A 25,522-nucleotide genomic window follows, 5' to 3' on the forward strand; every position below is an offset into this window, starting at 1 on the left:
TTGGAATAATAACGGAAATGGTGCGAGAGAATAGCGCGCATGAAAAAACCCCGCCGTGGCGGGGTTTTGATGGAACCGGTGAGGGTTCTGCGGGGCCTGATTACTTGGCGGCGCCGCGGGTACCGACCACTTCGATTTCCACGCGACGGTTCTGTGCGCGGCCTTCGGCAGTCGCGTTGTCCGCTTTAGGCTGGCTCTCGCCCTTGCCTTCGGTGTAGATGCGGGTTTCTTCGATGCCCTTGCCCTTCAGGTAAGCCTTGACAGCTTCTGCGCGGCGGATCGACAGTTTCTGGTTGTACGCATCGGTACCGACCGAGTCAGTGTGACCGACGGCGATGATGACTTCCAGGTTCATGTCGCCCAGCTTGCCGCTCAGCTCGTCCAGCGATGCCTTGCCGGCTGGCTTCAGGATCGCCTTGTCAAAGTCGAAGAATGCGTCGGCCGAGTAGCTGACTTTTTCCGAGGTTGGCACTGGGGCTGCTTCAGGCACTGGTGCCGGTGCTGGTGCAGGGGCGACTGGCGCTGGTGGCGCGACGCACTTGCCGTTTTCAAGCTTTTCTGGCTCGACGCACAGTGGCGCGTCGCAACCTGGGACCGCATCAGCCGGGGTCCAGTAGCCGGTACGCCAGCACAGACCGAAAGGATTGCGTGCGATCACGCCGCGGCTGTCCTGCACATAAGCGCTGTATGGGGTGCGCGCTTGCAGGTCAGTGGTCAGCGGCGCATAAGGTGGGGCGCTTTGGGCAGAAGCGACGCCCGCGATGGCGGCCGTTGCTGCGAACAGAACAGTGATCATTTTTTTCATATTCTTTTCCTTTCGGTAAATTCCGTGTCGATTCAGACAGTCTCCATGTGGTCATAACAATAACATGGTGGCTGCTCTGTCCGTTTCGTATTGTGAAACAAGCAATTGACTTCCTGGCCATTCTGCCACACGCACCAAAATCGTACGACTGCACCTAAATCAAACACCGAGCATTTGTTGCTTGACGTTGTTTAAGCGCAACATTTATGCAAGCAGGCGTCGCTGGTGACGACAATACTGGAACTTTTAGTGAGTCCGGTCCGGATTTCCCGTGCCAAAAAGGCATGACCCGGAATTGAGCAACTACTATGTTGCGCGTGGTAGAATCGCCCGCTGTAACTTATAACTTTCGCCTGAAAGCAGTCGACCCGCCAATGGATCAATTCGCAAAAGAAACAGTCCCGATTTCCCTCGAAGAAGAGATGCGCAAGAGCTATCTCGATTACGCGATGAGCGTGATCGTGGGCCGCGCACTGCCGGATGTCCGCGACGGCCTGAAGCCGGTGCACCGCCGCGTCCTGTACGCGATGCACGAAATGAACAACGTGTGGAACCGGCCTTACCTGAAGTGCGCGCGCGTCGTCGGCGACACGATGGGCAAGTTCCACCCGCACGGCGACTCGTCGATCTACGACACGCTCGTGCGCATGGCGCAAGACTTCTCGCTGCGCTACACGCTGGTCGATGGCCAGGGCAACTTCGGTTCCATCGACGGCGACAGCGCCGCAGCAATGCGCTACACCGAGTGCCGCCTGGACAAGATTGCCGGCGAAATCCTGGCCGACATCGACAAGGACACCGTCGACTTCCAGCCGAACTACGACGGCAAAGAGAAAGAGCCGACCGTCCTGCCAACCCGCATCCCGAACCTCTTGATCAATGGTTCGTCGGGCATCGCGGTCGGCATGGCCACCAATATTCCGCCGCACAACCTGTCCGAAGTGATTGCCGGCGCGATGCACGTGCTGCACAACCCGGATTGCACGATCGACGAGCTGATCGAGCTGATTCCGGCGCCGGACTTCCCGACTGCCGGCATCATCTACGGCGTCTCGGGCGTGCGCGACGGTTACCGCACCGGTCGTGGCCGCGTCGTCATGCGCGCCAAGACCCACTTCGAAGAAGTCGGCCGTGACGGCGCCCGTACGGCGATCATCATCGATGAGCTGCCGTACCAGGTGAACAAGAAGTCGCTGCTCGAGCGCATCGCCGAAAACGTGCGCGACAAAAAGCTCGAAGGCATTTCCGACATCCGTGACGAGTCCGACAAGTCGGGCATGCGCGTCGTGATCGAGCTCAAGCGCGGCGAAGTTCCCGAAGTCGTGCTGAACAACCTGTACAAGCAAACGCAGCTGCAAGACACGTTCGGCATGAACATGGTGGCGCTGGTCAATGGCCAGCCAAAACTGCTGAACCTCAAGCAGATGCTCGAGTGCTTCCTGTCGCACCGCCGCGAAGTCGTCACGCGCCGTACTGTGTTCGAACTGCGCAAGGCGCGCGACCGCGGCCACATGCTCGAAGGCCTGGCCGTCGCGCTGGCCAATATCGACGATTTCATCGCGATCATCAAGGCGGCGCCATCGCCACCGGTTGCCAAGGTCGAGCTGATGCAGCAAGCCTGGGATTCGTCCCTGGTGCGCGAAATGCTCAACCGCACCGAGACCGGCGCGGCCGGCGGCATCGAAGCTTTCCGCCCCGAGCACCTGCCGAAGCATTACGGCATGCAGCCAGACGGCCTGTACAAGCTGTCGGACGAACAGGCGCAAGAGATTCTGCAGATGCGTCTGCAGCGCCTGACGGGCCTGGAGCAGGACAAGATCGTCAATGAGTACAAGGAAGTGATGACCCACATCGCCGACCTGCTCGACATCCTGTCCAAGCCGGAACGTGTCACCACGATCATCGTCGACGAAATGACGGCGATCAAATCCGAGTACGCCGACAATGGCAAGGATGCGCGCCGTTCGGCCATCGAGCACAATGCCAGCGACCTCGAAACCGAAGACCTGATCACGCCGCAGGACATGGTCGTGACGCTGTCGCACTCGGGCTACATGAAGTCGCAGCCGGTGTCCGAATACCGCGCGCAAAAGCGTGGCGGTCGTGGCAAGCAGGCGATGGCAACGAAAGAAGACGACTGGATCGACCAGCTCTTCATCGCCAACACGCACGATTACATCCTGTGCTTCTCCAACCGTGGCCGCATGTACTGGCTCAAGGTCTGGGAAGTGCCGCAAGGCTCGCGCAACTCGCGCGGCAAGCCGATCGTCAACATGTTCCCGCTGCAGGACAACGAAAAGATCACCGTCGTGCTGCCGCTGCAGGGTGAGAACCGCACCTTCCCTGAAGACCATTACGTCTTCATGTCCACGTCGCTGGGCACCGTGAAGAAGACGCCACTGCGCGACTTCTCCAATCCACGCAAGGCCGGCATCATCGCGGTCGACCTGGACGAAGGCGACGTGCTCGTCGGCGCGGCGCTCACCGACGGCAAGCACGACGTGATGCTGTTCTCCGACGCCGGCAAGGCCGTGCGCTTCGATGAGAACGACGTGCGCCCGATGGGCCGTACGGCGCGTGGTGTGCGCGGCATGAACCTCGAAGAAGGCCAGGAAGTCATCGCACTGCTGGTGGCCGAGAACGAGCAGCAAACCGTGCTGACCGCGACCGAAAACGGCTTCGGCAAGCGTACCCCGATCACGGAGTACACCCGCCATGGCCGCGGCACGAAGGGCATGATTGCGATCCAGACCTCCGAGCGTAACGGCAAGGTGGTGGCGGCGACGCTGGTCGAGCCAAGCGACGAGATCATGCTGATCACGACGGGCGGCGTGCTGATTCGCACCCGCGTGTCCGAGATCCGCGAGATGGGCCGCGCGACGCAGGGCGTGACCCTCATCGCCGTGGAAGACGGCACCAAGCTGTCGGGCCTGCAGCGCATTGTCGAAACCGACCTCGAAGAAGTCGAGTTCGAGCCTGCGCCAGAGTAATATCGTACTGAGCAGGGACGTGCTGTCGTCCCTGTTGCTGCCATCCCGAATGGCCGGCCCGGCAGGCCGGTCATTGTCTCAAGTCGCCGGGCTCTGCCACCCGCATGGACTCCTGATGAAACACTTTCTTCGTTCCCTGACCCTCGTTGCCGCCGTCGCTGCTGCGCCATCGTTTGCCGTGGCGCAGACTGCGCCGGCCCCGGTGGCCACGGCCGCTGCTGTCAGCCCGCAAGCCAACGCCGCCGTCAAGGAACTGCTCGACGCGATGGACGTGCGCAAGATGATGACCGCGTCGTTCGCCGAGATGGAAAAGGCGCTGCCGCAGATGATGCGCGCCCAGCTGACGTCCGTGATCAACGCCGATCCGGGCGCCGATGCCGAGAAAAAGAAGGCCGCACTGGCCAAGGTCGAGCAGGTCTTGCCCGTGGCGTCGCAAGCCATCAACCGCATGTTCAAGGATCCGGCGCTGATCGATGAAATGATGGTCGAAATCGCGCCGCTGTACGCCAGGAACTACACGGTCGCCGAACTGAAGGAACTGACCGCGTTCTACCGCACGCCGCTGGGCCGCAAGATGATGGCCCTGAGCCCGCGCCTGTCCGCCGAAAGCATGGCGATCGGCCAGCGCATCGTCGCGCCGCGCCTGAATGGCATGATGCAGGAAGTCATGCAGAGCACACAAGGCAAATAACCCTCCACGAAAGGACCGCATGACCCAGATCTTCAATTTCTCGGCCGGCCCCGCCGTACTGCCGAAAGAGGTGCTCCAACAGGCTGCGCACGACATGCTCGACTGGCATGGCAGCGGCATGTCGGTGATGGAGATGAGCCACCGTGGTCCCGAATTTTCCAGCATCCACCGCCAGGCGCTGGATGACCTGCGCGAGCTGCTGAACGTGCCGGCCAATTACAAGATCCTGTTCCAGCAGGGCGGGGGGCTCGGGCAGAACGCCATCGTGCCGCTCAACCTGGCCGGGCGCCGGCCAGATCCGGTGATCGACTTCGTCCACACCGGCACCTGGTCGGGCAAGTCGGCCAAGGAAGCGGCGCGCTTTGCGCGCGTGAACATCGCGGCGACGGGCGAGCCTGAACACTTCACCCGCGTGCCGGCGCGCGACACCTGGCGCCTGAGCGACGACGCATCGTACCTGCACATCTGCACCAACGAAACCATCGACGGCGTCGAGTACCCTGACGCGCCCGACGTGCCGGCCGGTCTGCCGATCGTGGCCGACATGTCGTCGCACATCCTGTCGCGCCAGATCGACATCTCGAAGTACGGCGTGATCTTCGCCGGGGCGCAAAAGAACATCGGCCCGGCCGGCCTGACGCTCGTGATCGTGCGCGATGACCTGCTCGACTTTGCCTCGCCCCAGTGCCCGTCGGCCTTCCACTGGAAGACCTGCGCCGAGCACGATTCGCTGTACAACACGCCGCCCACCTACGCGATCTATATCGCGGGTCTCGTGTTCGCGTGGCTCAAGCAGCGCGGCGGCGTGGCGGCCATGGAAGCAATCAATATCGAAAAAGCGCGTCTGCTGTACGCCGCGCTCGACGCCGATGATTTCTACGCCAACCGCGTGGATCCGGTTTATCGCTCGCGCATGAACATTCCGTTCTACCTGCGCGACGAATCACTGAACGAGCAATTCCTGGCCGGCGCGAAAGAGCGCGGGCTGTTGCAACTGAAGGGCCACAAGTCCGTCGGCGGCATGCGGGCATCCATCTACAACGCGATGCCAATCGAGGGCGTACAGGCCCTCGTCGATTATTTGAACACGTTTGCAGGACGGTAAGCCGTCGCGGTTGAGCACGACGTAGGGTGGACGGGTATCCCGTCCACGCGTCCAATGCGCCGCCGATGCGCCCGAACGCAAACAACATCGACCAACCAGCATAACGATGACAGACAAACTTACCCCCTTGCGCGAACGCATCGATGCGATCGACGCACAAATCCTCCAGCTGTTGAGCGAGCGCGGCCAGGTCGCGCAGGCCGTCGGCCACGTGAAGGCCGAAACCAACGCGCCCGTGTTTCGCCCCGAGCGCGAAGCCCAGGTGCTGCGCGGCGTGGCCGAGCGCAATCCCGGTCCGCTCAAGAACAGCGACGTCCAGACCATCTTCCGCGAGATCATGTCGTCCTGCCGCGCCCTTGAAAAGCGCGTCACGGTCGCGTTTCTCGGTCCCACCGGCACCTTCAGCGAGCAGGCCGTGTTTCAGCAGTTCGGCACGGCCATCGATGCGCTGCCGTGCGTGTCGATCGATGAAGTGTTTCGCGCCACCGAGGCCGGCACCGCCGACTTTGGCGTGGTTCCGGTCGAGAATTCGTCCGAGGGCGCCATCAACCGCACCCTCGACCTGCTGCTGGCAACGACCACCATCATCAGCGGTGAAGTCTCGATTGCGGTCCACCACAGCCTGATGACCAAGACGGGCACGATGGACGGCGTGACCGTCGTCTGCGCCCATTCGCAGGCGCTGGCACAATGCCAGGTGTGGCTGAACCAGCATTACCCGAACATCGAGCGCCGCGCGGTGGCCTCGAACGCCGAGGCGGCCGTGCTGGCCAGCCAGGATCCGACAGTCGCCGCAATCGCCAGCGAGATGGCGGGCGAGCAGTATCGCCTGGGCGTCGTGCAGGCGCACATCCAGGACGATCCGCACAACCGCACGCGCTTTGTCGTGATCGGCCAGTTGCAGACCGGCCGCTCGGGCAAGGACCGTACCGGCATCGTGCTGGCCGTGCCGAACAAGGCCGGCGCCGTCTACAACCTGCTCGCGCCTCTTGAGAAACACGGCGTGTCGATGACGCGTTTCGAATCGCGCCCGGCGCGCATCGGCACCTGGGAGTACTACTTCTACGTCGACATCGAGGGCCACGTGCACGACGCCGCCGTTGCGCGCGCGCTCGAGGAACTCAAGGACAACGCCGCCTTCTTCAAGGTGCTGGGGTCGTACCCGCAAAGCCTTTAAACGATTACAAGAGAGATTTTCATGTCGACATTTGGTCCTGAATACATCCGTGCCATCGCCCCATACCAGGCCGGCAAACCGATCGCCGAAGTGGCCCGCGAATATGGTCTCGACGAAGCGAACATCGTCAAGCTGGCGTCGAACGAAAACCCGTTCGGCATTCCGGCGTCGAGCCGCGCCGCGATGCTCGAAGCAGCAGCCGACCTGGGTCGCTATCCGGACGCCAACGGTTTCGAGCTGAAGACCGCGCTGGCCAAGCGCTACGACGTGCCGCTCGAATGGCTCACGCTCGGCAATGGCAGCAACGACATCCTCGAAATCGCGGCGCACGCCTTCGTGCAACAAGGCGAAGCGGTCGTGTACTCGCAGTATTCGTTCGCCGTGTATGCGCTGGCCACGCAAGGCGTCGGTGGCCGCGCGATCGTGGTGCCGGCCGTCGACTATGGTCACGACCTCGATGCGATGGCGGCTGCCATCGATGCCGATACGCGCCTGGTGTATGTCGCCAACCCGAACAACCCGACCGGCACGTTCATCCCGGCCGCGCAGATCGAAGCGTTCCTGCAAAAAGTGCCGGCGCGCGTGATCGTCGTGCTGGACGAAGCGTACAACGAGTACCTGGCGCCCGAGCACCAGTTCGAGTCGAGCGCCTGGGTGCGCAAATACCCGAACCTGATCGTGTCGCGCACGTTCTCGAAGGCCTATGGCCTGGCTGGCCTGCGCGTGGGCTTTGCCATTGCGCAGCCCGCCGTCACCGATCTGATGAACCGCATCCGCCAGCCGTTCAACGTGAATTCGCTGGCGCAGGCCGCTGCGGTCGCGGCGCTGAACGACACGCCGTTCCTGGACCAGGGCGCGCGTAACAATGCCGACGGCTATCGCCAGATGATCGCCGCGTTCGAAGAACTGGGGCTCGAGTACGTGCCGTCGTTCGGCAACTTCGTGCTGGTGCGGGTCGGCGACGACGATGGCGCCGGTGCGCGCGTGAACGTGGCGCTGCTCAAGCAGGGCGTGATCGTGCGCCCGGTCGGCAACTATGGCCTGCCGCAGTGGCTGCGCATCTCGATCGGCCTGCCGCAGGAGAACGCGGCCTTCATCGAGGCGTTGAAGAAGGCGCTCGGCTGAATGCTGGACAAGATCGTTATCGTCGGCGTCGGCCTGATCGGCGGGTCGTTCGCGCTGGCGCTCAAGCGCGCCGGGCAGGTGCGGGAAGTGGTTGGCATCGGCCGCCATCCCGAGGCACTGGCCCGGGCACTGGCCCTTGGCATCATCGACCGGGTCTGTGACGACTACGCCGATGCGTTGAACGGCGCCGATCTGGTCATGCTGGCCGCGCCGGTGGCGCAGACGGGGCCGATCCTGGCCGCGCTGCTGCCGCACCTGGCGCCCGGCACGGTCATCACCGATGCCGGCAGCACCAAGTGCGACGTGGTTGCAGCAGCCCGCGCGGTACTCGGCGAGCGCGTGCACCAGTTCGTGCCCGGCCACCCGATCGCCGGCAGCGAAGCGAATGGCCCCGATGCCGCACTGGCCGGCCTGTACCAGGGCAAGAAGGCCGTGCTCACGCCATTGCCCGAGAACGCAGCAAGCGACGTCGAACGTGTCGCCGCCGCCTGGCGCGCCTGCGGCGCCGTGATCCACCAGTTGACGCTCCAAGACCACGACCGCGTGTTCGCTGCCGTCAGCCATCTGCCGCATCTGCTGGCCTACGCGCTGGTGGATGACCTCGCCGGCAAGCCGCACGCCGACATGCTGTTCCAGTACGCCGCCAGCGGCTTTCGCGACTTCACGCGCATCGCCGGTTCGTCGCCCGAAATGTGGCGCGACATCAGCCTGGCCAACCAGGCTGCGCTGCTGACCGAGCTGGATGCCTATCTGGCACAATTGACGACGATGCGGACCATGCTGGCTGCTGGCGACGGGGCCGGATTGCACGATATTTATGCGAACGCGCAGCGCGCCCGCCACGAGTGGCAGATCGCCATCGAAGCTGGCCACGGGCAAAATGCGCTGCGCGCGCCTCTTCAGGAAAACACATGACGCAGCAAAAACACTATCCGCAGCATATCGACCTCGAACCCGTGCTGCACGCGGCGGGCACGGTGCGGCTGCCGGGTTCCAAAAGCATCTCGAACCGCACGCTGCTACTGGCCGCGCTGGCCGAGGGCACGACCACGATCCACGACATGCTGGCGTCGGACGACACGATGGTCATGCTGGGCGCACTGCGCTCGCTGGGCATCCGCTGGGATGAAGTCGACGAGCGCACGGTCATCGTGCATGGCAACGGCGGCGTGCTGCCCGAGCCTGCGGCCGATCTGTTCATGGGCAATGCCGGCACCGCGATCCGGCCGCTGACCGCGGCGCTGGCCGTCATCGGCGGCGACTACACGCTGCACGGTGTCTCGCGCATGCACGAACGCCCGATCGGCGACCTGGTCGACGCACTGAACGCCGTCGGCGCGCAGATCGAGTACACGGGCGAGCAGGGCTTTCCGCCGCTGCGCATCCGTCGCGGCCACATCACGGCCAACCGCATGGCGGTGCGCGGCAATGTATCCAGCCAGTTCCTGACCGCGTTGCTGATGGCCGCGCCGCTGATGGCCACGACGCATCCGGTGTCCATCGATGTCGTCGGCGAGCTGATTTCCAAGCCGTACATCGAGATCACGCTGAACCTGATGCGCCGCTTCGGCGTCGAGGTCGAGCAAAATGGCTGGGCCTCGTTCACCGTGCAGCCGGGCCAGCGCTATCAAAGCCCGGGCACGATTCACGTCGAAGGCGATGCGTCGTCGGCGTCGTACTTCCTGGCCGCCGGCGCGATTGCGGGCGGGCCGGTGCGCGTCGAAGGCGTGGGTGAACACAGCATCCAGGGCGACGTGCGCTTTGCCGATGCGCTCGAACGCATGGGCGCCATTGTCACGCGGGGCGAGAACTGGATCGAGGTGCAATCGAATGGCGTGCTGAAAGCCATCGACGCCGACTTCAACCATATCCCGGATGCAGCGATGACGATCGCGGTGGCGGCGTTGTACGCCGACGGCCCGAGCACGCTGCGCAATATCGCCAGCTGGCGCGTGAAGGAAACCGATCGCCTGAGCGCGATGGCGACCGAATTGCGCAAGGTCGGCGCCGAGGTGGAGGAGGGGCCTGACTACATCCGCATCACGCCGCCGGACGAACTCAAGCCCGCCACGATCGATACCTACGACGACCACCGGATGGCGATGTGCTTCTCGCTGGCGTCGCTGGACGGCAAGGCGCGGCGCGGCAATGCCATGCGGATCAACGATCCGAAGTGCGTCGCCAAGACCTTCCCCGACTATTTCGAAGCGTTTGCGGGCATTGCGCGCAACGAGCTGTTTTAATTGACCCGCCCCGAGCCCATGCCTAATTCAAACGTACCAGTCATCACCATCGACGGCCCGACCGCTTCCGGCAAGGGTACCGTGGCCAGCCGCATTGCCGACCGCCTGGGTTTTCACCTGCTCGATTCAGGCGCGCTGTATCGCCTGACGGCGCTGCAGGCACTGCGCGGCGCGCTGCCGCTGTCGGACGAAGCGGGTATCGCGAAGCTGGCCCAGCAGCTGCCGGCGCGCTTCCGGGATGACGTGATCTACCTGGCGGATGAGGATGTAAGCCACGCGATCCGCGCGGAAGAGGTGGGCAATATGGCGTCGAAGATCGCCGCCTTGCCGAGCGTGCGCCAGGCGCTGTTTGACCTGCAACTGGGCTTTCGCCAGGCGCCGGGACTGGTGGCCGACGGGCGCGATATGGGCACGGTGATCTTTCCCACCGCCAAGCTCAAAGTGTTCCTCACCGCAAGTGCTGAGGCACGCGCGCAACGCCGGTATAAGCAATTGATTGACAAAGGCTTTTCTGCTAATATGAACGACCTGCTTGCAGATTTACGGGCTAGAGACGAACGCGACACTGGTCGTGCAGTCGCTCCCCTGGTCGCAGCGGCTGATGCGCATATCCTGGATACCTCTGCGATGGGGGTCGACCAGGCGGTCGAGCAAGTCCTGGCCTGGTATGCGCAGAAATAAGACTTTGAATGACGTGGTGGCGGTGGTGTCAACCGGTTGTAGTTTGAACCGTTAGGCAGCAGCGCCTGAACGTCATTCCCGCGCAGGCGGGAATCCCGGTTCGATGCGTCACCATTGGCTTGAGTCATCGCCATGGTGGTTTGCAAGTAAATCTGGATCCCCACTTGGGTGGGGACGGTGGTCTCCCGGTTGGCATCTTCGTTGTTGAAGATGGCAGTCGAAGACCTTGTCCTTTGGTGCTTGCGACAGCATATTGGCCATCGCAAGCGTGTTTTAACCTAACCCAGTTCAGTCCGCACTATCGTCGGTCTGCTGGCTCACATGAAATAACCAACTTTTTTATGTCTACTGCAACTACCCAAGATACTGGTATGGAAAGCTTTGCCGCCCTCTTCGAGGAATCGCTGTCGCGTCAAGACATGCGTTCGGGCGAAGTCATTTCGGCTGAAGTCGTGCGTCTGGATCACAACTTCGTGATCGTCAACGCAGGCCTGAAGTCGGAAGCGTTCATTCCAATCGAAGAATTCAAGAATGACCAGGGCGAACTGGAAGTCGCAGTAGGCGACTTCGTTTCCGTGGCCATCGAGTCGCTGGAAAACGGCTTTGGCGACACCATCCTGTCGCGCGACAAGGCCAAGCGTCTGGCTTCGTGGCTGGCGCTGGAAAAAGCAATGGAATCGGGCGAAATCGTCACCGGTACCGTCAATGGCAAAGTCAAGGGCGGCCTGACCGTTCTGACCAACGGCATCCGCGCGTTCCTGCCGGGTTCGCTGGTTGACACCCGTCCAGTCAAGGACACGACCCCATTCGAAGGCAAGACCCTCGAATTCAAGGTCATCAAGCTGGACCGCAAGCGTAACAACGTCGTGCTGTCGCGCCGCGCTGTCATCGAAGCTTCGATGGGCGAAGAGCGTCAGAAGCTGATGGAAACGCTGAAAGAAGGTACCGTGGTTACCGGTATCGTCAAGAACATCACCGACTATGGCGCATTCGTCGACCTGGGCGGCATCGATGGTCTGCTGCACATCACCGACCTGGCATGGCGTCGTGTGCGTCACCCGTCCGAAGTCCTGTCGGTTGGCCAAGAGATCACCGCCAAGGTCCTCAAGTACGATCAAGAGAAGAACCGCGTCTCGCTGGGCGTCAAGCAGCTGGGCGACGATCCATGGACCGGTCTGTCGCGTCGTTACCCACAGAGCACCCGCCTGTTCGGTAAAGTCACGAACCTCACCGACTACGGCGCGTTCGTCGAAGTCGAGCAGGGTATCGAAGGTCTGGTCCACGTGTCCGAAATGGACTGGACCAACAAGAACGTGGCACCAAACAAAGTTGTCCAGCTGGGCGACGAAGTGGAAGTCATGGTTCTGGAGATCGACGAAGAGCGCCGCCGTATTTCGCTGGGCATGAAGCAGTGCAAAGCAAATCCATGGGACGACTTCGGCATGACCCACAAGAAGGGCGACAAGGTCAAGGGTTCGATCAAGTCGATCACCGACTTCGGCGTGTTCATCGGCCTGCCAGGCAACATCGATGGTCTGGTGCACCTGTCGGACCTGTCGTGGACCGAAGCCGGCGAAGAAGCTGTGCGTCGCTTCAAGAAAGGCGACGAACTGGAAGCCGTGGTTCTGGCCATCGACGTCGAGCGCGAGCGTGTTTCGCTGGGCGTGAAGCAACTGGAAGGCGATCCGTTCAACACCTACTCGTCGATGAACGACAAGGGTTCGCTGGTCACCGGCACCGTGAAATCGGTTGAGCCGAAAGGCGCCGTGATCTCGCTGAGCGAAGAAGTCGAAGGCTACCTGCGCGCTTCGGAAATCTCGCGTGACCGCGTTGAAGATGCTGGCACCCACCTGAAAGTCGGCGACACCGTCGAAGCTCTGGTGATCAACATCGATCGCAAGGCTCGCAGCATCCAGCTGTCGATCAAGGCGAAAGACAATGTCGATACGCAAGAAGCCATGAGCAAGCTGTCGAACGACAACAGCGCTGCTTCGGGCACGACCAGCCTGGGCGCACTGCTCAAGGCCAAGTTCGACAACAAGAACTAATCAGGTAAGCCCTGAGGAGCTTGCAGATGACCAAATCCGAGCTGATCAACCGACTGGCTGAGCGTTATTCTCAGCTGGTGGCAAAGGATGCGGAATTTGCTGTCAAGACCATCCTCGATGCGATGACCAACGCCCTGGCGACTGGGCAACGCATCGAGATCCGTGGTTTCGGCAGTTTCTCGCTGAACAGCCGTCCACCGCGCATCGGTCGCAATCCGAAGTCCGGCGACAAGGTGATGGTGCCCGAAAAACGGGTGCCGCACTTCAAGCCGGGCAAGCAGTTGCGCGAGCAGGTGGACGCGATGGTCGGGCAACCGATCATCAACGATTGAGTCAGTGCTGGCACCAAGAAACGGCATCCGCGAGGGTGCCGTTTTTTTTGGCCTGTCGGGTCAGCCAATGGCCCAACGCCGCACGCTATTTTGAAATATGATGGCGGATATGCGACACTTCGCCCTTACACCATTGTCTAGCGGAACCTGTTGATGAAATTCGTCTCGACCATCGTCGGATTTGTCCTGTTCATCCTGTTTTTCGGCTTCGCGCTGAAGAACACGAAAGAGGTCGACCTGCATTTTTTCCTCGACTATGAATTGCGCGGCCCCCTCGTGCTGATGCTGCTGGCGTTTTTTGTTGCCGGCGCCGCCTTCGGCATCCTGGCCCTGGCGCCGACCGTGTTCCGTCAGCGCCGCGAAAAATGGCAGCACAAGTACACCATCCAGGCTCTGCAAAGCGCCGCTGGTACCGGTGTGGTCGCCACCACGCCACCGCCGCCGGATGCCGTTCCACCGGTTGCACCCCGCCACTAACAACAGAACACCATGGATTTCGAACTCTGGATGCTGCTTGGCATCCCCTTCTTCTTTGGCCTGGGCTGGCTCGCTGCCCGGGTCGACATCAACGAGGTGGTCTCCGAGTCGCGCACGCTGCCGCGCGGCTACTTCAAGGGCCTGAACCACCTGCTCAACGACCAGCCCGACAAGGCGATCGATTCGTTCATCGAGATCGTCAAGCTCGACCCTGAATCGAGCGACATGCACTTCGCGCTGGGCAATCTGTTTCGCCGCCGCGGCGAGACCGAGCGCGCCATCCGCGTGCACCAGAACCTGCTGGCGCGTCCCGACTTGCCGAGCGAAGAGAAAGCGCATGCGCAGTACGAGCTGGGCATCGACTACCTGAAAGCCGGTCTGCTGGATCGCGCCGAGGAATCGTTCAATGGCCTGGCCGACACGCCGTATGCGGTGCAGGCGCGCCGCTCGCTGCTGGAAATCTACCAGCGCGAAAAGGAATGGAAGCGCGCCATCGAGGCGGCCGAAGACTTGCAGGCGTCCGGCGCCGGCGCACGCCAGATCGAGATCGCCCAGTTCTATTGCGAACTGGCAGCCGACGCGCTGGTGCACATGGCACCGAGCGACGCGATGCTGCTGCTGGACAAGGCGCTGGAAGCGAATCGCCACAGCGTGCGCGCGACCATCCTGCGCGGCGACGCGCTGCTGGCCCAGGGCGACGTCGAAGAAGCCCTGAAGACCTGGCGCCGCGTGGAGCAGCAAAGCGTGCCACACGTGGCCCTGGTGGCCGCGCGCCTGATGGATGGCTACCGCAAGGTGGGCCGCCCGCAAGAGGGCGTGAATCTGCTGCGCTCGTACCTGGCCGAAGCCTCGTCGATCGACCTGATCGAAGTCGTGTTCAAGGCCGTGATCGAGCTCGATGGCGTCGAAGCGGCCAAGGGCCTGGTGGTGGAAGAGCTGCGCCGCAATCCGACGCTCCTTGGCCTGGACAAATTGCTTGAAGCGCGCCTGATGGATGCACCTGCCCATGTCTGGGAAGAGCTGTCGATGGTCAAGAACCTGGTGCAGCGCTACACGCAGAAGCTGGCGCGCTATCAGTGCAGCCACTGCGGTTTCAAGGCGCGCCAGTTCTACTGGCAATGCCCGGGCTGCAACCGCTGGGATTCGTATCCGCCACGCCGCACCGAAGAACTCAATGTGATGAACTGACCGTTCATCGAACGATCTCAATGACAAGCGCTATGCCCATGACCCCGAGCCGCCTGCTGGTGGCCGACGACTACCGCCAGCAGGCGGCCCCTGAACTGTCCGCCGTGCGCCTGCTGGTGGTGGGCGACGTGATGCTCGACCGCTACTGGTTCGGCGACGTCTCGCGCATCTCCCCGGAAGCGCCGGTGCCCGTCGTGCGCATCGAGCGGCGCGAGGAGCGCCTGGGCGGCGCTGCCAACGTGGCGCGCAATGCCGCCGCCCTGGGCACCTACACGGGCCTGCTGGGCGTGGTGGGGGCCGATGAGGCGGGCGATGAAGTCGAGCGCCTGCTGCAGGGCGCGGGCATCCACAGCTACCTCAAGCGCGACGACGCCATCTCGACCATCATCAAGCTGCGCGTCATCGGCCGCCAGCAGCAGATGGTGCGCATCGATTTCGAGGACGCGCCCACCGAGACCGTGCTGCGCGATAAGCTCAGCCAGTTCAAGGCGCTGCTGCCCGATTACGACGTGATCATCCTGTCCGATTACAACAAGGGCGCGCTGGTCAATGTCGCCGAGATGATTGCCTTGGCGCGCGCCGCCGGCAAGATCGTGCTGGTGGACCCGAAAGGCGACGACTTCACGCCGTACAAGGGCGCGAGCATCCTGACGCCCAACCGCGCCGAACTGCAGCGCGTCGTCGGTGGCTGGAAGAGCGAGACGCAGTTGCTCGAAAAAGCGCAGGCACTGCGCGTGGAACTGGGCCTGGATGCGCTGCTGCTGACACGCTCCGAAGAAGGCATGAGCCTGTTCACGGCCGATGACGTGCTGCACGTAAACGCCGACGCGCGCGAAGTGTTCGATGTGTCGGGCGCCGGTGACACGGTGATCGCGACGCTGGCCACGATGCTGGGCACGGGCGCGCCGCTGGGCGAAGCGCTGGTGACGGCCAACCGCGCCGGCGGCATCGTCGTCGGCAAGCTGGGCACGGCCACCGTGACCCGCGACGAGCTGTTTCCGGGTTAAGTCGCGCCTGATCTGCCTCAAGCCCGGCCCGTCAACGACGCGCCGGGCGATCCGTTAGGAGTCCGATGGGCGGCGTCGCCGTCCAGCGTCTTCAACCAACGGAGAAATTCAATGATCAAGAAACTGATGCTTGCCTTTGCCGCACTGGCCGTCTCGGGGAGCATGGCGTTTGCCCAGGTCGACGTGAACAAGGCCGACGTTGCCGCGCTCGATGGCGTCAAGGGCGTGGGGCCGAGCATGTCCAAGGCCATCCTCGACGAGCGCGCCAAGGGTGAGTTCAAGGACTGGGCCGACCTGCAAACGCGCGTCAAGGGGCTGGGTGACAAGAAAGCGGCCAAGTTGAGCCAGTCCGGGCTGGTGGTCAACGGCAAGGGCAAGGAAGGTGTCGCCGCCAAGCCCGCCCCCGCCAAGGGCGACAAGTCGGCGGCCAAACCGGCAGAGACAAAAACCGCAACATGACATGTATTGACTGACAGCGTCACGGGCGCGTGGCAAGATGTTCCAGCTCTTCAAGATCGTGCTTGAACATCAATATCAGAAAGGTCGTCATGCCTCACGCCCGTGTTTCAACCGCTCTGTTGGCAGCCCTGCTGGCTGCTGCAGGCGTCGCTTCAGCTGCTACGCCAGTGGCCACGCCCGCCACACCGAAACAACCCGATATCACCGCGCAGCAAGCGCAGATCACAAAGATCCTGGGCGAAGTCTCGCAGCAGCGCATCGAAGGCCATATCCGCAAGCTGGTCAGCTTCGGCACGCGCCACACGATGTCCGAGACCGAATCGCCGACGCGCGGCATCGGCGCTGCCCGCCGCTGGATCAAGGCCGAGCTCGAGCGCTGCGGCGCCGGCACGCCATTGCAGGTCACGTATGACAGCCACGTGGCGCCCGTCTCGGCGCGCATCACCAAACCCACCGAGATCGTCAACGTCGTCGCGACGCTGCCCGGCACGCAGGCCGCTTCCAAAGAGCGCATGTACGTCGTCAGCGGTCACTATGATTCGCGCGCCTCGGACGTGATGGATGCCACCTCGGACGCGCCAGGCGCGAACGACGATGCATCGGGCACCGCCGCGATCATGGAACTGGCGTGCGTGATGGCCAAGTACAAGTTCGATGCGACGCTGGTGTTCATGGCCGTGGCCGCCGAAGAGCAGGGCCTGATCGGCGCCCGCCATTGGGCTGTTGGCGCCCGTGAAAAGAACTGGAACGTCGCAGGCATGTTCACCAACGACATCATCGGCAGCTCGAAGGGCGACGACGGCAAGGTCGACAACAAGCAGGTGCGCCTGTTCGCCCAGAGTATCCCGGCGACCAAGGAAATGAGCGAGGCCGTGCGCCAGCTGGTGGCGACGGGCGGCGAGAACGATTCGCTCTCGCGCCAGCTCGCGCGCCACACGAAGGAGCAGGGCGAGCGCTACGTGAAAGGCTTCAAGGTCAGCGTGATCCAGCGGCATGACCGCTATCTGCGCGGGGGCGACCACATGCCGTTCCTCGAGCAGGGCTACGCCGCGCTGCGCTTTACCGAACCAGCCGAAGACTTCGCGCACCAGCACCAGGATCTGCGCACCGAAAACGGCAAGGTGTATGGCGACACGATCGACCACGTCGACTTCGACTACATTGCCAAGGTCACGCGCGTGAATGGCGCCGCGATGGCCTCGCTCGCAATGGCGCCTGCCGCACCGCAAGAGGTCAAGCTGCGCACCGCAGGCCTGACCAACGATTCAACACTGGTCTGGAAAGCCAATGCCGAGCCTGACCTGGCCGGCTACCGCATCGTCTGGCGCGACACGACCAGCGCCAACTGGGAAGGTTCGAAGTGGGTTGGCAACGTGACGGAAGCCACGCTCGACCTGTCGAAGGACAATGTCTTCTTCGGCGTGCAGGCGGTCGACAAGGACGGTAACGTCAGCGTCGCGACCTATCCGCTGCCGCTGCGCTGAGCCGGTATCGCTACCGTGAAATCGTCCATCGTCATGTGCATCATTGCGATGGGCGGGTGCGCACTCGCGTTGCCGACTGCGGCGCAGGTCTACAAATGCGTCGATCCCAAAACCGGGGCCAAGACCTATTCCGACTCGGGCTGCGCCCGCAGCGCGCAGCGCACGACGATGGAGGCACTTCCGCCAGTCGTCACGCGTGCGCCGCAGGCAGCACGGCCTGCACCGGTGCAGGACTGGCGTGCAGACGAGGCGCGTGCGGGCCTGCAGCCAGCTGTGGCCGAGCCGGTCGGCTCGATCGCGCCGCCGCAGGGTGACCCGAACTCGTACGAGTGCGAGCAGGCGAAAAGGAAACTGGCGGTGCGCCGAAGCCGCGTCACCAACTTTGCTTCCGATGCCAAAGAACCCATCATCGATGTCAACCGCATCTGCGGTTACTTCATGAATCCCAGCCCCATGCCAGGCCAGCTGACGCGCCAGGGTACGCGCTGAACACCATTCCCTGCTGGCGTTTGCAGTCGTGACCGGCGGCTGCGCCGACGCCCGTGTGCGTCTCGGATTAAAATGGTGTTTTGGTATCGCAAGGAATAGAGAACGCAATGGCATACAAGACCATCGAATCCACGATCGGCAACACGCCGCTCGTGCAGCTGCAGCGCCTGCCGGGCGCGGAGTGCGCGGCCCGTAACAACATCATTCTGGGCAAGCTCGAAGGCAATAACCCGGCTGGTTCCGTGAAGGACCGCGCTGCGATGTCGATGCTGCGCGGCGCCGAACTGCGGGGTCAGATCAAGCCGGGCGACACGCTGATCGAGGCGACCAGCGGCAATACCGGCATCGCGCTGGCGATGGCTGCGGCCATCCTCGGCTACAAGATGATCCTGCTGATGCCAGACAATCTGTCGATCGAGCGGCGTCAGAGCATGGCCGCCTACGGTGCGCAGATCATCCTCACGCCAAAGACCGGCGGCATGGAATACGCGCGCGACATGGCCGAGCAGATGCAGAAGGACGGCCAGGGCATCATCCTCGACCAGTTCGCCAATGACGACAATCCACGCGCGCACTACGAGAGCACCGGCCCGGAAATCTGGCGTGACACCGACGGGCGCGTCACGCACTTCGTCAGCGCCATGGGCACCACCGGCACCATCATGGGCGTATCGCGCTATCTGAAGGAACAGAATGAGGCGGTGCGTATCATCGGCGCGCAGCCCGAAGAAGGCTCGTCGATCCCGGGTATCCGCAAGTGGCCCGAAGCCTACCTGCCCAAGATCTATGACAAGGCGCGCGTTGACCAGGTCGAGAGCGTGAGCCAGGCAGCGGCCGAGCAGATGGCGCGCCGCATGGCAGCCGAAGAGGGCATCTTCTGCGGCATCTCGGCCGCCGGCGCCTGTGAAGTGGCGCTGCGCATCGCGCAGACCGTCGAGAACGCGACCATCGTATTCATCGTCTGCGACCGGGGCGATCGCTACCTGTCCACGGGTGTGTTTCCTGCCTGAAGCAATGGCACGGCCAATGTGAACACCGCGTTGACTGTGCCCATAAAAAAAGCCGCCTGATGCCCGGGCGGCTTTGTGAATCAGTCCTTGGACTGCCTAGACCTTTCCATCGGCTCCAAGCCAATTTCCTTCGGTCGTCCGCCAATGCGGCGGCTCATACGCCCGCCCGGGCGTATGCACTACTGGTGCCGGCCGTACCATATGGCGACGGCCCGTTCAATCCTGGCCAGACGAACAACGCAGGCGCCCGGAAGCGCCCGGCGTTGCTCAGTCCTTCATTGCCGGGACTGCGCCTTCTTTTGGCTTGAACTGCTTGTCGCTGATGCGGAATTTTGCACGGCGATCGCCCATCAGGTAGCGCAGGTCGCGGATCGACAGGTCGCTCACTTCGTGCATGCGGATCAGCAGCGAAGCGCCTACCGGCAGGCGGTGGTGACGGATTTTGGAGATCACCGGCGGCGCCACTTCCAGCGCGCGCGACAGTGCTGCGTCGTTCTTCAGGCGCAGGTTCTCGATCAACGTATCGAGCAGGCGATTCGGGTTGTACTGAAGCAGCTCGTCGCCTTCCGAATCGCTGTTCATATCAATGCCGACTTGGTTAGTCATGATTCATAGTCCTTAGGGGTTAGTGCGGAGTCATCAACATCTACAACGTCGAGTCCGGTTTTACTTTCGTAAATTTCTATTCAATTGTACAACTATTTCGATACCGATACTCATGAGCAAGCCGGAATCGTTTCTTTCGATTCGGTTATCGTTGTCTACTTGCAACAATAGCCGCAATGCAATTCTCTCATATAGTCACGTGAAACAACTATTGTTTTTTGATTAATCAATAGTGTACGGGCATCCAGCATTTGATGCCGCACAGTATGGGAATTGCTGACTTAATGGAAAGAAAATGGGGGGTATGACTACATTCGTAATATATTTACTACGAATAATGGCAAGATACCTGCGCATACCCCTGGGGAGTATGCGAGCGGGTGCTGGTCAGCAATATTGAAAGTTGGCGGGAAACTTGTTACAAAGGATTACAAAATTTCCCGCTTGGAAAGGGAGCGTGACGTGCCTCACTCTGGCCGGGCAGCGCGTACCGCACGTCCCAGGTCGACTACCGACATTGCATAGAAATAACTGCGATTGTATTTGGTGATGGCATAAAAATTATCGTTGGCGACCCAGTACTCGGTCGGCTCAGCGCCATTTTGCAGGTCGATCAAACCGTACAGGTTCTCCGCCGGCAGCGGCGTGCTGGTGACCACGCCAGCAGCGCGCAGCGCTTCCGGTTTCAGCGTCGCTTCCAGACCGAGTCCGAGCAACGATTCCCAGGCGCGTGCTGGCGAGACGTCGGCCGCATACGCGGTCGGCCCGCGGTGCTCGGGGTTCCAGCCATGCTGGATCAGGAAGTTGGCGACACTGCCGATCGCATCGACGCTGGAGCCACGCAGATCGACGCGGCCATCGTTGTCGAAGTCCACACCGTATTTGAGGATGTTGCTCGGCATGAATTGCGGCAGACCGACTGCACCGGCGAACGAGCCGAGCAGCGAGAACGGGTCGTAGCCGCGCTCGCGCGCCAGCACCAGCGTGTTGGCCAGCTCATCGCGGAAGAACGCCTGGCGCGCGGCCTGGTTCGGTGCGTCCGGATAGGCGAACGCCAGCGTGGTGAGCGAGTCGAGCACGCGGAAGCGCCCGGTGTCGCGGCCATAGATGGTTTCGATGCCAATGATGCCGACGATGATCTCGGCAGGCACGCCATATGCCGCTTCGGCGCGCTTGAGGGCTTCGGCGTTCTCTTCCCAGAAGCGCACGCCGGCGCGGATGCGGATCGGCTCGATGAAGCGGGCGCTGTAGGCTTGCCAGTTCTTCGGCTTGCCCGGCGGCGCCGGCTTGACCAGCTGCACGGCCGTATCGATGTAGCGCACCTGGCCAAACAGCGTCTCGAGCGCCGCGCGCTCAAAGCCGTGCTGCGCGACCATCCCGTCAATGAATTCGCGTACCGGTTGCCATTCCAGAAAGTTGACATGCTCGTTGTCGGTGTCGACGACGCTGGCGGCAGCGGCGCCGGCTGCAACAGCTGGCGCGGCCTTGGCGGCCGTGCGGCGCGCCTTGGACGATTTGGCGTTCGTCGATTTGGCTTTCGCTGCGGCTTTGGCTTTGGCGGCCTTGGTCTTGGCTTGCGCGCTGCGCGCCTGGCTGTCGGAAGAAGGGGCGGCAAGCGCATCGCCATGCGCGCTGGCGGCAAGCGCGAGCGCGGCGAACAGGGTAACAATTAATTTCATCTGACTTGCGACAATAGACGTTTCAAAGTGGTGTGGAGCCGGGGATCGGCTGCGGGCGCTGCGTAGCGCCAGGCGCTGTAACGACGCAGGAAGGCGATGGCGGCCTCGCGGGCGGGCGGGCTCAGGGGCTGCGCGCCGGCGGCGGTAGCAGCATCGGTGGCGAGGATGCGCGCCGCGTAGGCGCTGGGCCCTTCGTCTTGTACGCGCGGCAGGCCGGCCTGGCCCAGGCGCTTGCACAAGACCGAGTATAGAGCATCGATCGGGTTGATTTCGCGACGGCGCCGCAAAATTTTCATGCCCCACCAGGCCAATCCGGCCACCACCAGCGCGACGCCGAACGGCCAGCCGAGCAACTTGTCCTGCAAGCCCTGCACGACGCTGCGCTGGCGTTCCGGCGTGTAGTTCAGTACCCACTGGTTCCAGCCGTTGTTGAGCGCGCCCATCGCGTTACGCACATCGGCCAGCCAGGCGCCGGCTTGCAGTCCGAACGGGTTCACGCCGCGCAGCGCGTCGATCCCGAATGGCGCAGGCCGCTCCGTGGCCCGGTTCGTCCCCGACTGCACACGCTCCGGCGCCACCGCCGCCGTCGGGTCGACGCGCAACCAGCCACGCCCCGCGATCCAGACTTCGGCCCAGGCGTGGGCATCCGACTGGCGCACCGTCATGAAGCCGTCGATCGGATTGAGCTCGCCGCCCTGGTAGCCGGTCACCACGCGCGCCGGCACGCCGGCCGCGCGCATCAAAAACACGAACGCACCCGAGTAATGCTCGCAAAAGCCCGAGCGCGTCCCGTACAGGAATTCGTCGACCGTATGGCGTCCCAGCAGCGGCGGGGCCAGCGTGTATTCGAACGCTTGCTCGCGGAACTGGCGCAGCACGGCGTCGACCCGTGCAGCCGGATCGGCCAGCGCGCGCAAGGCCATGCCGGTCGCCAGGGCGCGCGGATTGAAACCATACGGCAGCAACAGCCAGCGATTGGTGTCAGCCAGCACAGGGCCATTCTGCAGCGCATACTCGACGTGCGAGCTGGCGCGGTAGCGCACGCGGCTTGCCAGCGGCGCGTCGGCCGTCAGTTCGAACTGCGGCGAGATGCGTAGCTCGTGGCCCGGCACGACGGGCAGTTCGCCCGGCATCTCGAGCGCGAACACCCAGCGCGACTGCGACGGTTCGAGCGTGACTTCGTATTCCAGTCCCGGCCCGCCGACCGACAGGCGCAGGTTGCGGCCCGATGCGATGTTGTCGCCGCGACGCCAGGTCAGGCCATCGAAGGCGTCGAGCACGGGGCCGCGCCAGTACAACTGGGGCGGCAGTGGCGGGCGGCCAAAGAAGCGTACCCTGAACGCCGGTTCTTCGGACAGCGCCAGGTTCGACATCTGGCCCGGCGCCATCTGGTCCGACAAGCCCGAGGTGCCGGCGCCCGGGCCGCCCGGCATGCTCCACAGCGGGCCTTGGATGCGCGGGAACACGAAAAACAGCGCGATAGCAATCGGCGCCGCAAAGGCCAGCATGCGCGCGGCCATCGCCAGGCGCGTGCGCAGCGGCGGCACCGCGCCGGTGAACTGGAACGACAGCTGCGTGGCCAGCAGCAGCAGCACCGACGCGATCATCATGATGGCCGTGCCGATCCCCTGCGCGTAAAAGAAGTTGGTGAGCACCAGGAAGAAGCACAGGAACACCACGACGAACAGGTCGCGCCGCGCGTGCATCTCGAGCATCTTGAAGGCCACCAGCAGCACCAGCATCGCCACGCCGGCATCCTTGCCGAGCAGCGTGTCGTAGCTGAACTGCACACCGACCATGGCGGCAATGGCGATCGGCAGCAGGACGATGGTCCTGGGCATGCGCTTGCCGCGCAGCGTGATGGCGGCGCGCCAGGCCAGCGTGGCCGCGCACAGCAGCGAGACCCACCACGGCAGGTGCAGTGCGTGTGGCGCCAGCACCAGCACCGCGCTCCCCAGGAGCAGCAGTGTGTCGGCCTTGTCGCGTGGCAGCGGAGTACGCAGGAAGTTCATGCGCGGCCCTCGATGCCGTACAAAGCGAGCGCGCGCAGGCATGCCGCCTGGTGCGCCGCGCCGCTGCCGGCATCGATGCGCACGGCGCCCAGGTGGAAGGCATAGGGCAGGGCGCGGCTTTCGGCGTCCAGCACCCAGCGCGTCAGGCGCGCCAGGCGCAGTTCGATGTCAAGGTTGCGTGGCAGGCGGTCGAAGTCGAGCACCAGTTCGTCGCCGCCACCGCCTTCGAAGTGTTTCGTCACCAGCTGGCCGCCGATGCTGGGATCGAGCCGCGCGATCTGGCGCCAGGCCATCTGGCGCGGCGAGTCGCCCGCCTGGTAATTGCGCACGCCGGCAAAGTCGTCATGGCCGGCCGTGCGCACGCTGTTGCCGCCGCCGCCCTGCAGCGGCAGGCCGGGTGCGCCGTCTTCAGGGCGTGGGTAGACCAGCACGCGCGCGGCCGGCCGCCAGTAGCTCCAGGCGACGAACAGGCCAAGGGGAAAGCGCGTCGACAGCTTCACGCGCGCCGGCGCCGCCCAGCCACGCGCGGTGGTCGGCAGCGTGAGGGTGACGGTGGCCTGCGTGCCGGCGGCGATGTCGGCGACGTGGCGTGGCTCGGGCCAGTCGGCAAAGTCGGCCCGCACGGCGTAGCGCGCCAGGCGCGTGCGGTTGATCACATGCAGCTCGAACTGCGCGACCTCGCCCGCGAACACGGGCGCCGTGCGGCCCTGTTGCAGGCGCAGCTGCGCCAGATTGCGGTAGGTGCCGACCATGTCGACCAGTGCGCACGACAAAGCCAGGAAGGTCAGGCCGAAGCCCAGGCCCAGCCCGTAATTGACCGAGCCGACCAGCAGCACGGCCAGCAGCAGCACGAACCCCAGGCCCGCGCGCGACGGCACGATGAACACGCGGCGCTGGCTGATGACCACCTCGCCCGCATCGAGTGCGCCGCCGCGCGGCAGCCATGTGCCGGTCGTGCGGCGCAACCAGCCCCGTAGCGCCAGCGCCATCAGACCGGGACCGCCTTTTGCAGTTGCAGCACCAGGTCGCGGCTGGCCAGCGCGGTGCCGTGCGCGGCGCGCAGTGGCCGCAGGCGGTGCGCACAAACCGGCACCAGCACGGCCTGGATATCTTCGGGGATCACGTGATCGCGCCCTTCGAGCGCAGCCCAGGCGCGCCCGGCCTGCAGCAGCGCGATCGCGGCGCGTGGTGACAGGCCTTCGGCGAACATGCCGTTCTGGCGCGACGCCTGCGCCAGCGCCTGCACATACGTGATCAGGGCGTCGGACGCGTGGATCGTGCGCAGCTGATGCCGGGCCGCGGCCAGCTCGGTGGCCTGCATCGCCGGCTGCAGGGTCTTGAGCATCGCGCGCCGGTCTTCGCCCATCAGCAGCGCGCGTTCGGCAGCGGCGTCCGGGTAGCCCAGCGTCAGGCACATCAGAAAGCGGTCGAGCTGCGACTCGGGCAGCGGGAACACGCCGACCTGGTTGGCCGGGTTCTGCGTGGCGATGACAAAGAAGGGCTCGGGCAGCGCGCGCGTGACGCCATCGGCCGAGACCTGGTGTTCTTCCATGGCTTCGAGCAGGCCCGATTGGGTCTTGGGCGTGGCGCGGTTGATCTCGTCGGCCAGCAGCACCTGCGTGAAGATCGGACCAGGATGGAACACGAACTCGTTCTTTTCGCGTTCATAGATCGAGATGCCGGCCACGTCGGCCGGCAGCAAATCGCTCGTGAACTGGACGCGGTTGAAGCGCAGGCCCAGCGAGATGGCCAGCGCGTGCGCCAGCGTGGTCTTGCCGACGCCCGGCAGGTCGTCGAGCAGCAGGTGGCCGCCGGCCAGCAGGCAGGTCAGGGCCAGGCGCACCTGCTGGTCCTTGCCGACCACCACCTGGTTGACCTGGCGTGCGACGGCGTGCAATTTGTTGAACATGGTTG

23 protein-coding genes are annotated in these 25,522 nt (G+C 63.6%); 17 read left to right on the plus strand and 6 right to left on the minus strand.

All coding sequences use genetic code 11. The features are described 5' to 3' along the window. Positions 1-100 precede the first annotated feature (100 nt). A complete protein-coding gene (locus IFU00_15700; protein MBD8543728.1) occupies positions 101-805 on the minus strand; it encodes an OmpA family protein in 705 nt (234 codons plus the stop codon). Positions 806-1,179: 374 nt separating this feature from the next. Between IFU00_15700 and gyrA the strand changes: the two genes are divergently transcribed. From gyrA to cysM, 17 genes are all read left to right on the plus strand, one after another. After that, the gene (gyrA, locus tag IFU00_15705) at positions 1,180-3,795 is read left to right on the plus strand and encodes a DNA gyrase subunit A (GenBank protein MBD8543729.1); all 2,616 of its coding nucleotides are present in this window, start codon (positions 1,180-1,182) and stop codon (positions 3,793-3,795) included. A 115-nt stretch (positions 3,796-3,910) separates the two neighbouring features. Continuing rightward, complete coding sequence (locus tag IFU00_15710) at positions 3,911-4,486, plus strand: DUF2059 domain-containing protein (protein MBD8543730.1); 576 nt, start codon at positions 3,911-3,913, stop codon at positions 4,484-4,486. Between the two features lie 19 nt (positions 4,487-4,505). After that, positions 4,506-5,591, plus strand: a complete 1,086-nt coding sequence (serC, locus tag IFU00_15715) for a 3-phosphoserine/phosphohydroxythreonine transaminase (GenBank protein ID MBD8543731.1) — start codon at positions 4,506-4,508, stop codon at positions 5,589-5,591. 106 nt (positions 5,592-5,697) lie between these two features. Beyond that, positions 5,698-6,768: a prephenate dehydratase gene (pheA, locus tag IFU00_15720; GenBank protein MBD8543732.1), complete on the plus strand. Its 1,071-nt coding sequence runs from the start codon at positions 5,698-5,700 to the stop codon at positions 6,766-6,768. 21 nt (positions 6,769-6,789) lie between these two features. Beyond that, entirely contained in the window at positions 6,790-7,893 is a 1,104-nt protein-coding gene (locus IFU00_15725; GenBank protein ID MBD8543733.1) for a histidinol-phosphate transaminase, read from the plus strand. Next, positions 7,894-8,808, plus strand: a complete 915-nt coding sequence (locus tag IFU00_15730) for a prephenate dehydrogenase/arogenate dehydrogenase family protein (protein MBD8543734.1) — start codon at positions 7,894-7,896, stop codon at positions 8,806-8,808. Then, positions 8,805-10,136, plus strand: coding sequence for a 3-phosphoshikimate 1-carboxyvinyltransferase (gene aroA, locus IFU00_15735; protein ID MBD8543735.1), 1,332 nt, complete (start codon positions 8,805-8,807; stop codon positions 10,134-10,136). The genes IFU00_15730 and aroA overlap by 4 nt, the downstream gene beginning before the upstream one ends. An 18-nt stretch (positions 10,137-10,154) precedes the next feature. Then, entirely contained in the window at positions 10,155-10,817 is a 663-nt protein-coding gene (locus tag IFU00_15740; GenBank protein ID MBD8543736.1) for a (d)CMP kinase, read from the plus strand. A gap of 341 nt (positions 10,818-11,158) precedes the next feature. Next, on the plus strand, positions 11,159-12,865 hold the full coding sequence (rpsA, locus tag IFU00_15745) for a 30S ribosomal protein S1 (GenBank protein ID MBD8543737.1): 1,707 nt from the start codon (positions 11,159-11,161) through the stop codon (positions 12,863-12,865). A gap of 26 nt (positions 12,866-12,891) precedes the next feature. Next, positions 12,892-13,197, plus strand: coding sequence for an integration host factor subunit beta (locus IFU00_15750; GenBank protein ID MBD8543738.1), 306 nt, complete (start codon positions 12,892-12,894; stop codon positions 13,195-13,197). 153 nt (positions 13,198-13,350) lie between these two features. After that, positions 13,351-13,674 carry a LapA family protein gene (locus IFU00_15755; protein MBD8543739.1) on the plus strand — a complete coding sequence of 108 codons (324 nt, stop codon included), beginning with the start codon at positions 13,351-13,353 and terminating at the stop codon, positions 13,672-13,674. Between the two features lie 12 nt (positions 13,675-13,686). Beyond that, positions 13,687-14,862: a lipopolysaccharide assembly protein LapB gene (gene lapB, locus IFU00_15760; GenBank protein MBD8543740.1), complete on the plus strand. Its 1,176-nt coding sequence runs from the start codon at positions 13,687-13,689 to the stop codon at positions 14,860-14,862. A 56-nt stretch (positions 14,863-14,918) separates the two neighbouring features. Continuing rightward, positions 14,919-15,869 carry a D-glycero-beta-D-manno-heptose-7-phosphate kinase gene (gene rfaE1, locus IFU00_15765; GenBank protein MBD8543741.1) on the plus strand — a complete coding sequence of 317 codons (951 nt, stop codon included), beginning with the start codon at positions 14,919-14,921 and terminating at the stop codon, positions 15,867-15,869. Positions 15,870-15,980: 111 nt separating this feature from the next. Further along, positions 15,981-16,328, plus strand: coding sequence for a helix-hairpin-helix domain-containing protein (locus IFU00_15770; protein MBD8543742.1), 348 nt, complete (start codon positions 15,981-15,983; stop codon positions 16,326-16,328). 89 nt (positions 16,329-16,417) lie between these two features. Further along, a complete protein-coding gene (locus tag IFU00_15775; protein MBD8543743.1) occupies positions 16,418-17,812 on the plus strand; it encodes a M28 family metallopeptidase in 1,395 nt (464 codons plus the stop codon). A gap of 15 nt (positions 17,813-17,827) precedes the next feature. Beyond that, positions 17,828-18,301: a DUF4124 domain-containing protein gene (locus IFU00_15780; GenBank protein ID MBD8543744.1), complete on the plus strand. Its 474-nt coding sequence runs from the start codon at positions 17,828-17,830 to the stop codon at positions 18,299-18,301. 107 nt (positions 18,302-18,408) lie between these two features. Next, complete coding sequence (gene cysM / locus IFU00_15785) at positions 18,409-19,311, plus strand: cysteine synthase CysM (GenBank protein MBD8543745.1); 903 nt, start codon at positions 18,409-18,411, stop codon at positions 19,309-19,311. 267 nt (positions 19,312-19,578) lie between these two features. Here cysM and IFU00_15790 read toward each other — a convergent pair whose 3' ends face one another. From IFU00_15790 to IFU00_15810, 5 genes are all read right to left on the minus strand, one after another. Further along, positions 19,579-19,917: a hypothetical protein gene (locus tag IFU00_15790; GenBank protein MBD8543746.1), complete on the minus strand. Its 339-nt coding sequence runs from the start codon at positions 19,915-19,917 to the stop codon at positions 19,579-19,581. Positions 19,918-20,384: 467 nt separating this feature from the next. Continuing rightward, a complete protein-coding gene (gene mltB / locus IFU00_15795) occupies positions 20,385-21,596 on the minus strand; it encodes a lytic murein transglycosylase B (GenBank protein ID MBD8543747.1) in 1,212 nt (403 codons plus the stop codon). Further along, on the minus strand, positions 21,593-23,608 hold the full coding sequence (locus tag IFU00_15800) for a DUF3488 domain-containing transglutaminase family protein (GenBank protein ID MBD8543748.1): 2,016 nt from the start codon (positions 23,606-23,608) through the stop codon (positions 21,593-21,595). Before IFU00_15800 ends, mltB begins: the two co-directional genes overlap by 4 nt. Next, positions 23,605-24,597 (minus strand): DUF58 domain-containing protein, encoded by a 993-nt coding sequence (locus IFU00_15805; GenBank protein MBD8543749.1) that lies wholly within the window; start codon positions 24,595-24,597, stop codon positions 23,605-23,607. Before IFU00_15805 ends, IFU00_15800 begins: the two co-directional genes overlap by 4 nt. Continuing rightward, on the minus strand, positions 24,597-25,517 hold the full coding sequence (locus tag IFU00_15810) for a MoxR family ATPase (protein MBD8543750.1): 921 nt from the start codon (positions 25,515-25,517) through the stop codon (positions 24,597-24,599). Before IFU00_15810 ends, IFU00_15805 begins: the two co-directional genes overlap by 1 nt. Positions 25,518-25,522: the final 5 nt, after the last annotated feature.

This window comes from Oxalobacteraceae sp. CFBP 8761, assembly GCA_014841595.1.
Taxonomy (GTDB): Bacteria; Pseudomonadota; Gammaproteobacteria; order Burkholderiales; family Burkholderiaceae_D; genus Telluria.

Excerpts from the sequence above, each read along its gene's own strand:
- aroA (MBD8543735.1), top strand. The coding sequence starts at position 8,805 with ATGACGCAGCAAAAACACTATCCGCAGCATATCGACCTCGAACCCGTG.
- lapB (MBD8543740.1), top strand. The coding sequence starts at position 13,687 with ATGGATTTCGAACTCTGGATGCTGCTTGGCATCCCCTTCTTCTTTGGC.
- cysM (MBD8543745.1), top strand. The coding sequence starts at position 18,409 with ATGGCATACAAGACCATCGAATCCACGATCGGCAACACGCCGCTCGTG.
- IFU00_15775 (MBD8543743.1), top strand. The coding sequence starts at position 16,418 with ATGCCTCACGCCCGTGTTTCAACCGCTCTGTTGGCAGCCCTGCTGGCT.
- pheA (MBD8543732.1), top strand. The coding sequence starts at position 5,698 with ATGACAGACAAACTTACCCCCTTGCGCGAACGCATCGATGCGATCGAC.
- IFU00_15810 (MBD8543750.1), bottom strand. The coding sequence starts at position 25,517 with ATGTTCAACAAATTGCACGCCGTCGCACGCCAGGTCAACCAGGTGGTG.
- IFU00_15710 (MBD8543730.1), top strand. The coding sequence starts at position 3,911 with ATGAAACACTTTCTTCGTTCCCTGACCCTCGTTGCCGCCGTCGCTGCT.
- IFU00_15700 (MBD8543728.1), bottom strand. The coding sequence starts at position 805 with ATGAAAAAAATGATCACTGTTCTGTTCGCAGCAACGGCCGCCATCGCG.
- IFU00_15800 (MBD8543748.1), bottom strand. The coding sequence starts at position 23,608 with ATGAACTTCCTGCGTACTCCGCTGCCACGCGACAAGGCCGACACACTG.
- IFU00_15790 (MBD8543746.1), bottom strand. The coding sequence starts at position 19,917 with ATGACTAACCAAGTCGGCATTGATATGAACAGCGATTCGGAAGGCGAC.
- gyrA (MBD8543729.1), top strand. The coding sequence starts at position 1,180 with ATGGATCAATTCGCAAAAGAAACAGTCCCGATTTCCCTCGAAGAAGAG.
- IFU00_15750 (MBD8543738.1), top strand. The coding sequence starts at position 12,892 with ATGACCAAATCCGAGCTGATCAACCGACTGGCTGAGCGTTATTCTCAG.
- IFU00_15805 (MBD8543749.1), bottom strand. The coding sequence starts at position 24,597 with ATGGCGCTGGCGCTACGGGGCTGGTTGCGCCGCACGACCGGCACATGG.
- rpsA (MBD8543737.1), top strand. The coding sequence starts at position 11,159 with ATGTCTACTGCAACTACCCAAGATACTGGTATGGAAAGCTTTGCCGCC.
- IFU00_15770 (MBD8543742.1), top strand. The coding sequence starts at position 15,981 with ATGATCAAGAAACTGATGCTTGCCTTTGCCGCACTGGCCGTCTCGGGG.
- IFU00_15730 (MBD8543734.1), top strand. The coding sequence starts at position 7,894 with ATGCTGGACAAGATCGTTATCGTCGGCGTCGGCCTGATCGGCGGGTCG.
- IFU00_15740 (MBD8543736.1), top strand. The coding sequence starts at position 10,155 with ATGCCTAATTCAAACGTACCAGTCATCACCATCGACGGCCCGACCGCT.
- IFU00_15725 (MBD8543733.1), top strand. The coding sequence starts at position 6,790 with ATGTCGACATTTGGTCCTGAATACATCCGTGCCATCGCCCCATACCAG.
- mltB (MBD8543747.1), bottom strand. The coding sequence starts at position 21,596 with ATGAAATTAATTGTTACCCTGTTCGCCGCGCTCGCGCTTGCCGCCAGC.
- serC (MBD8543731.1), top strand. The coding sequence starts at position 4,506 with ATGACCCAGATCTTCAATTTCTCGGCCGGCCCCGCCGTACTGCCGAAA.
- IFU00_15755 (MBD8543739.1), top strand. The coding sequence starts at position 13,351 with ATGAAATTCGTCTCGACCATCGTCGGATTTGTCCTGTTCATCCTGTTT.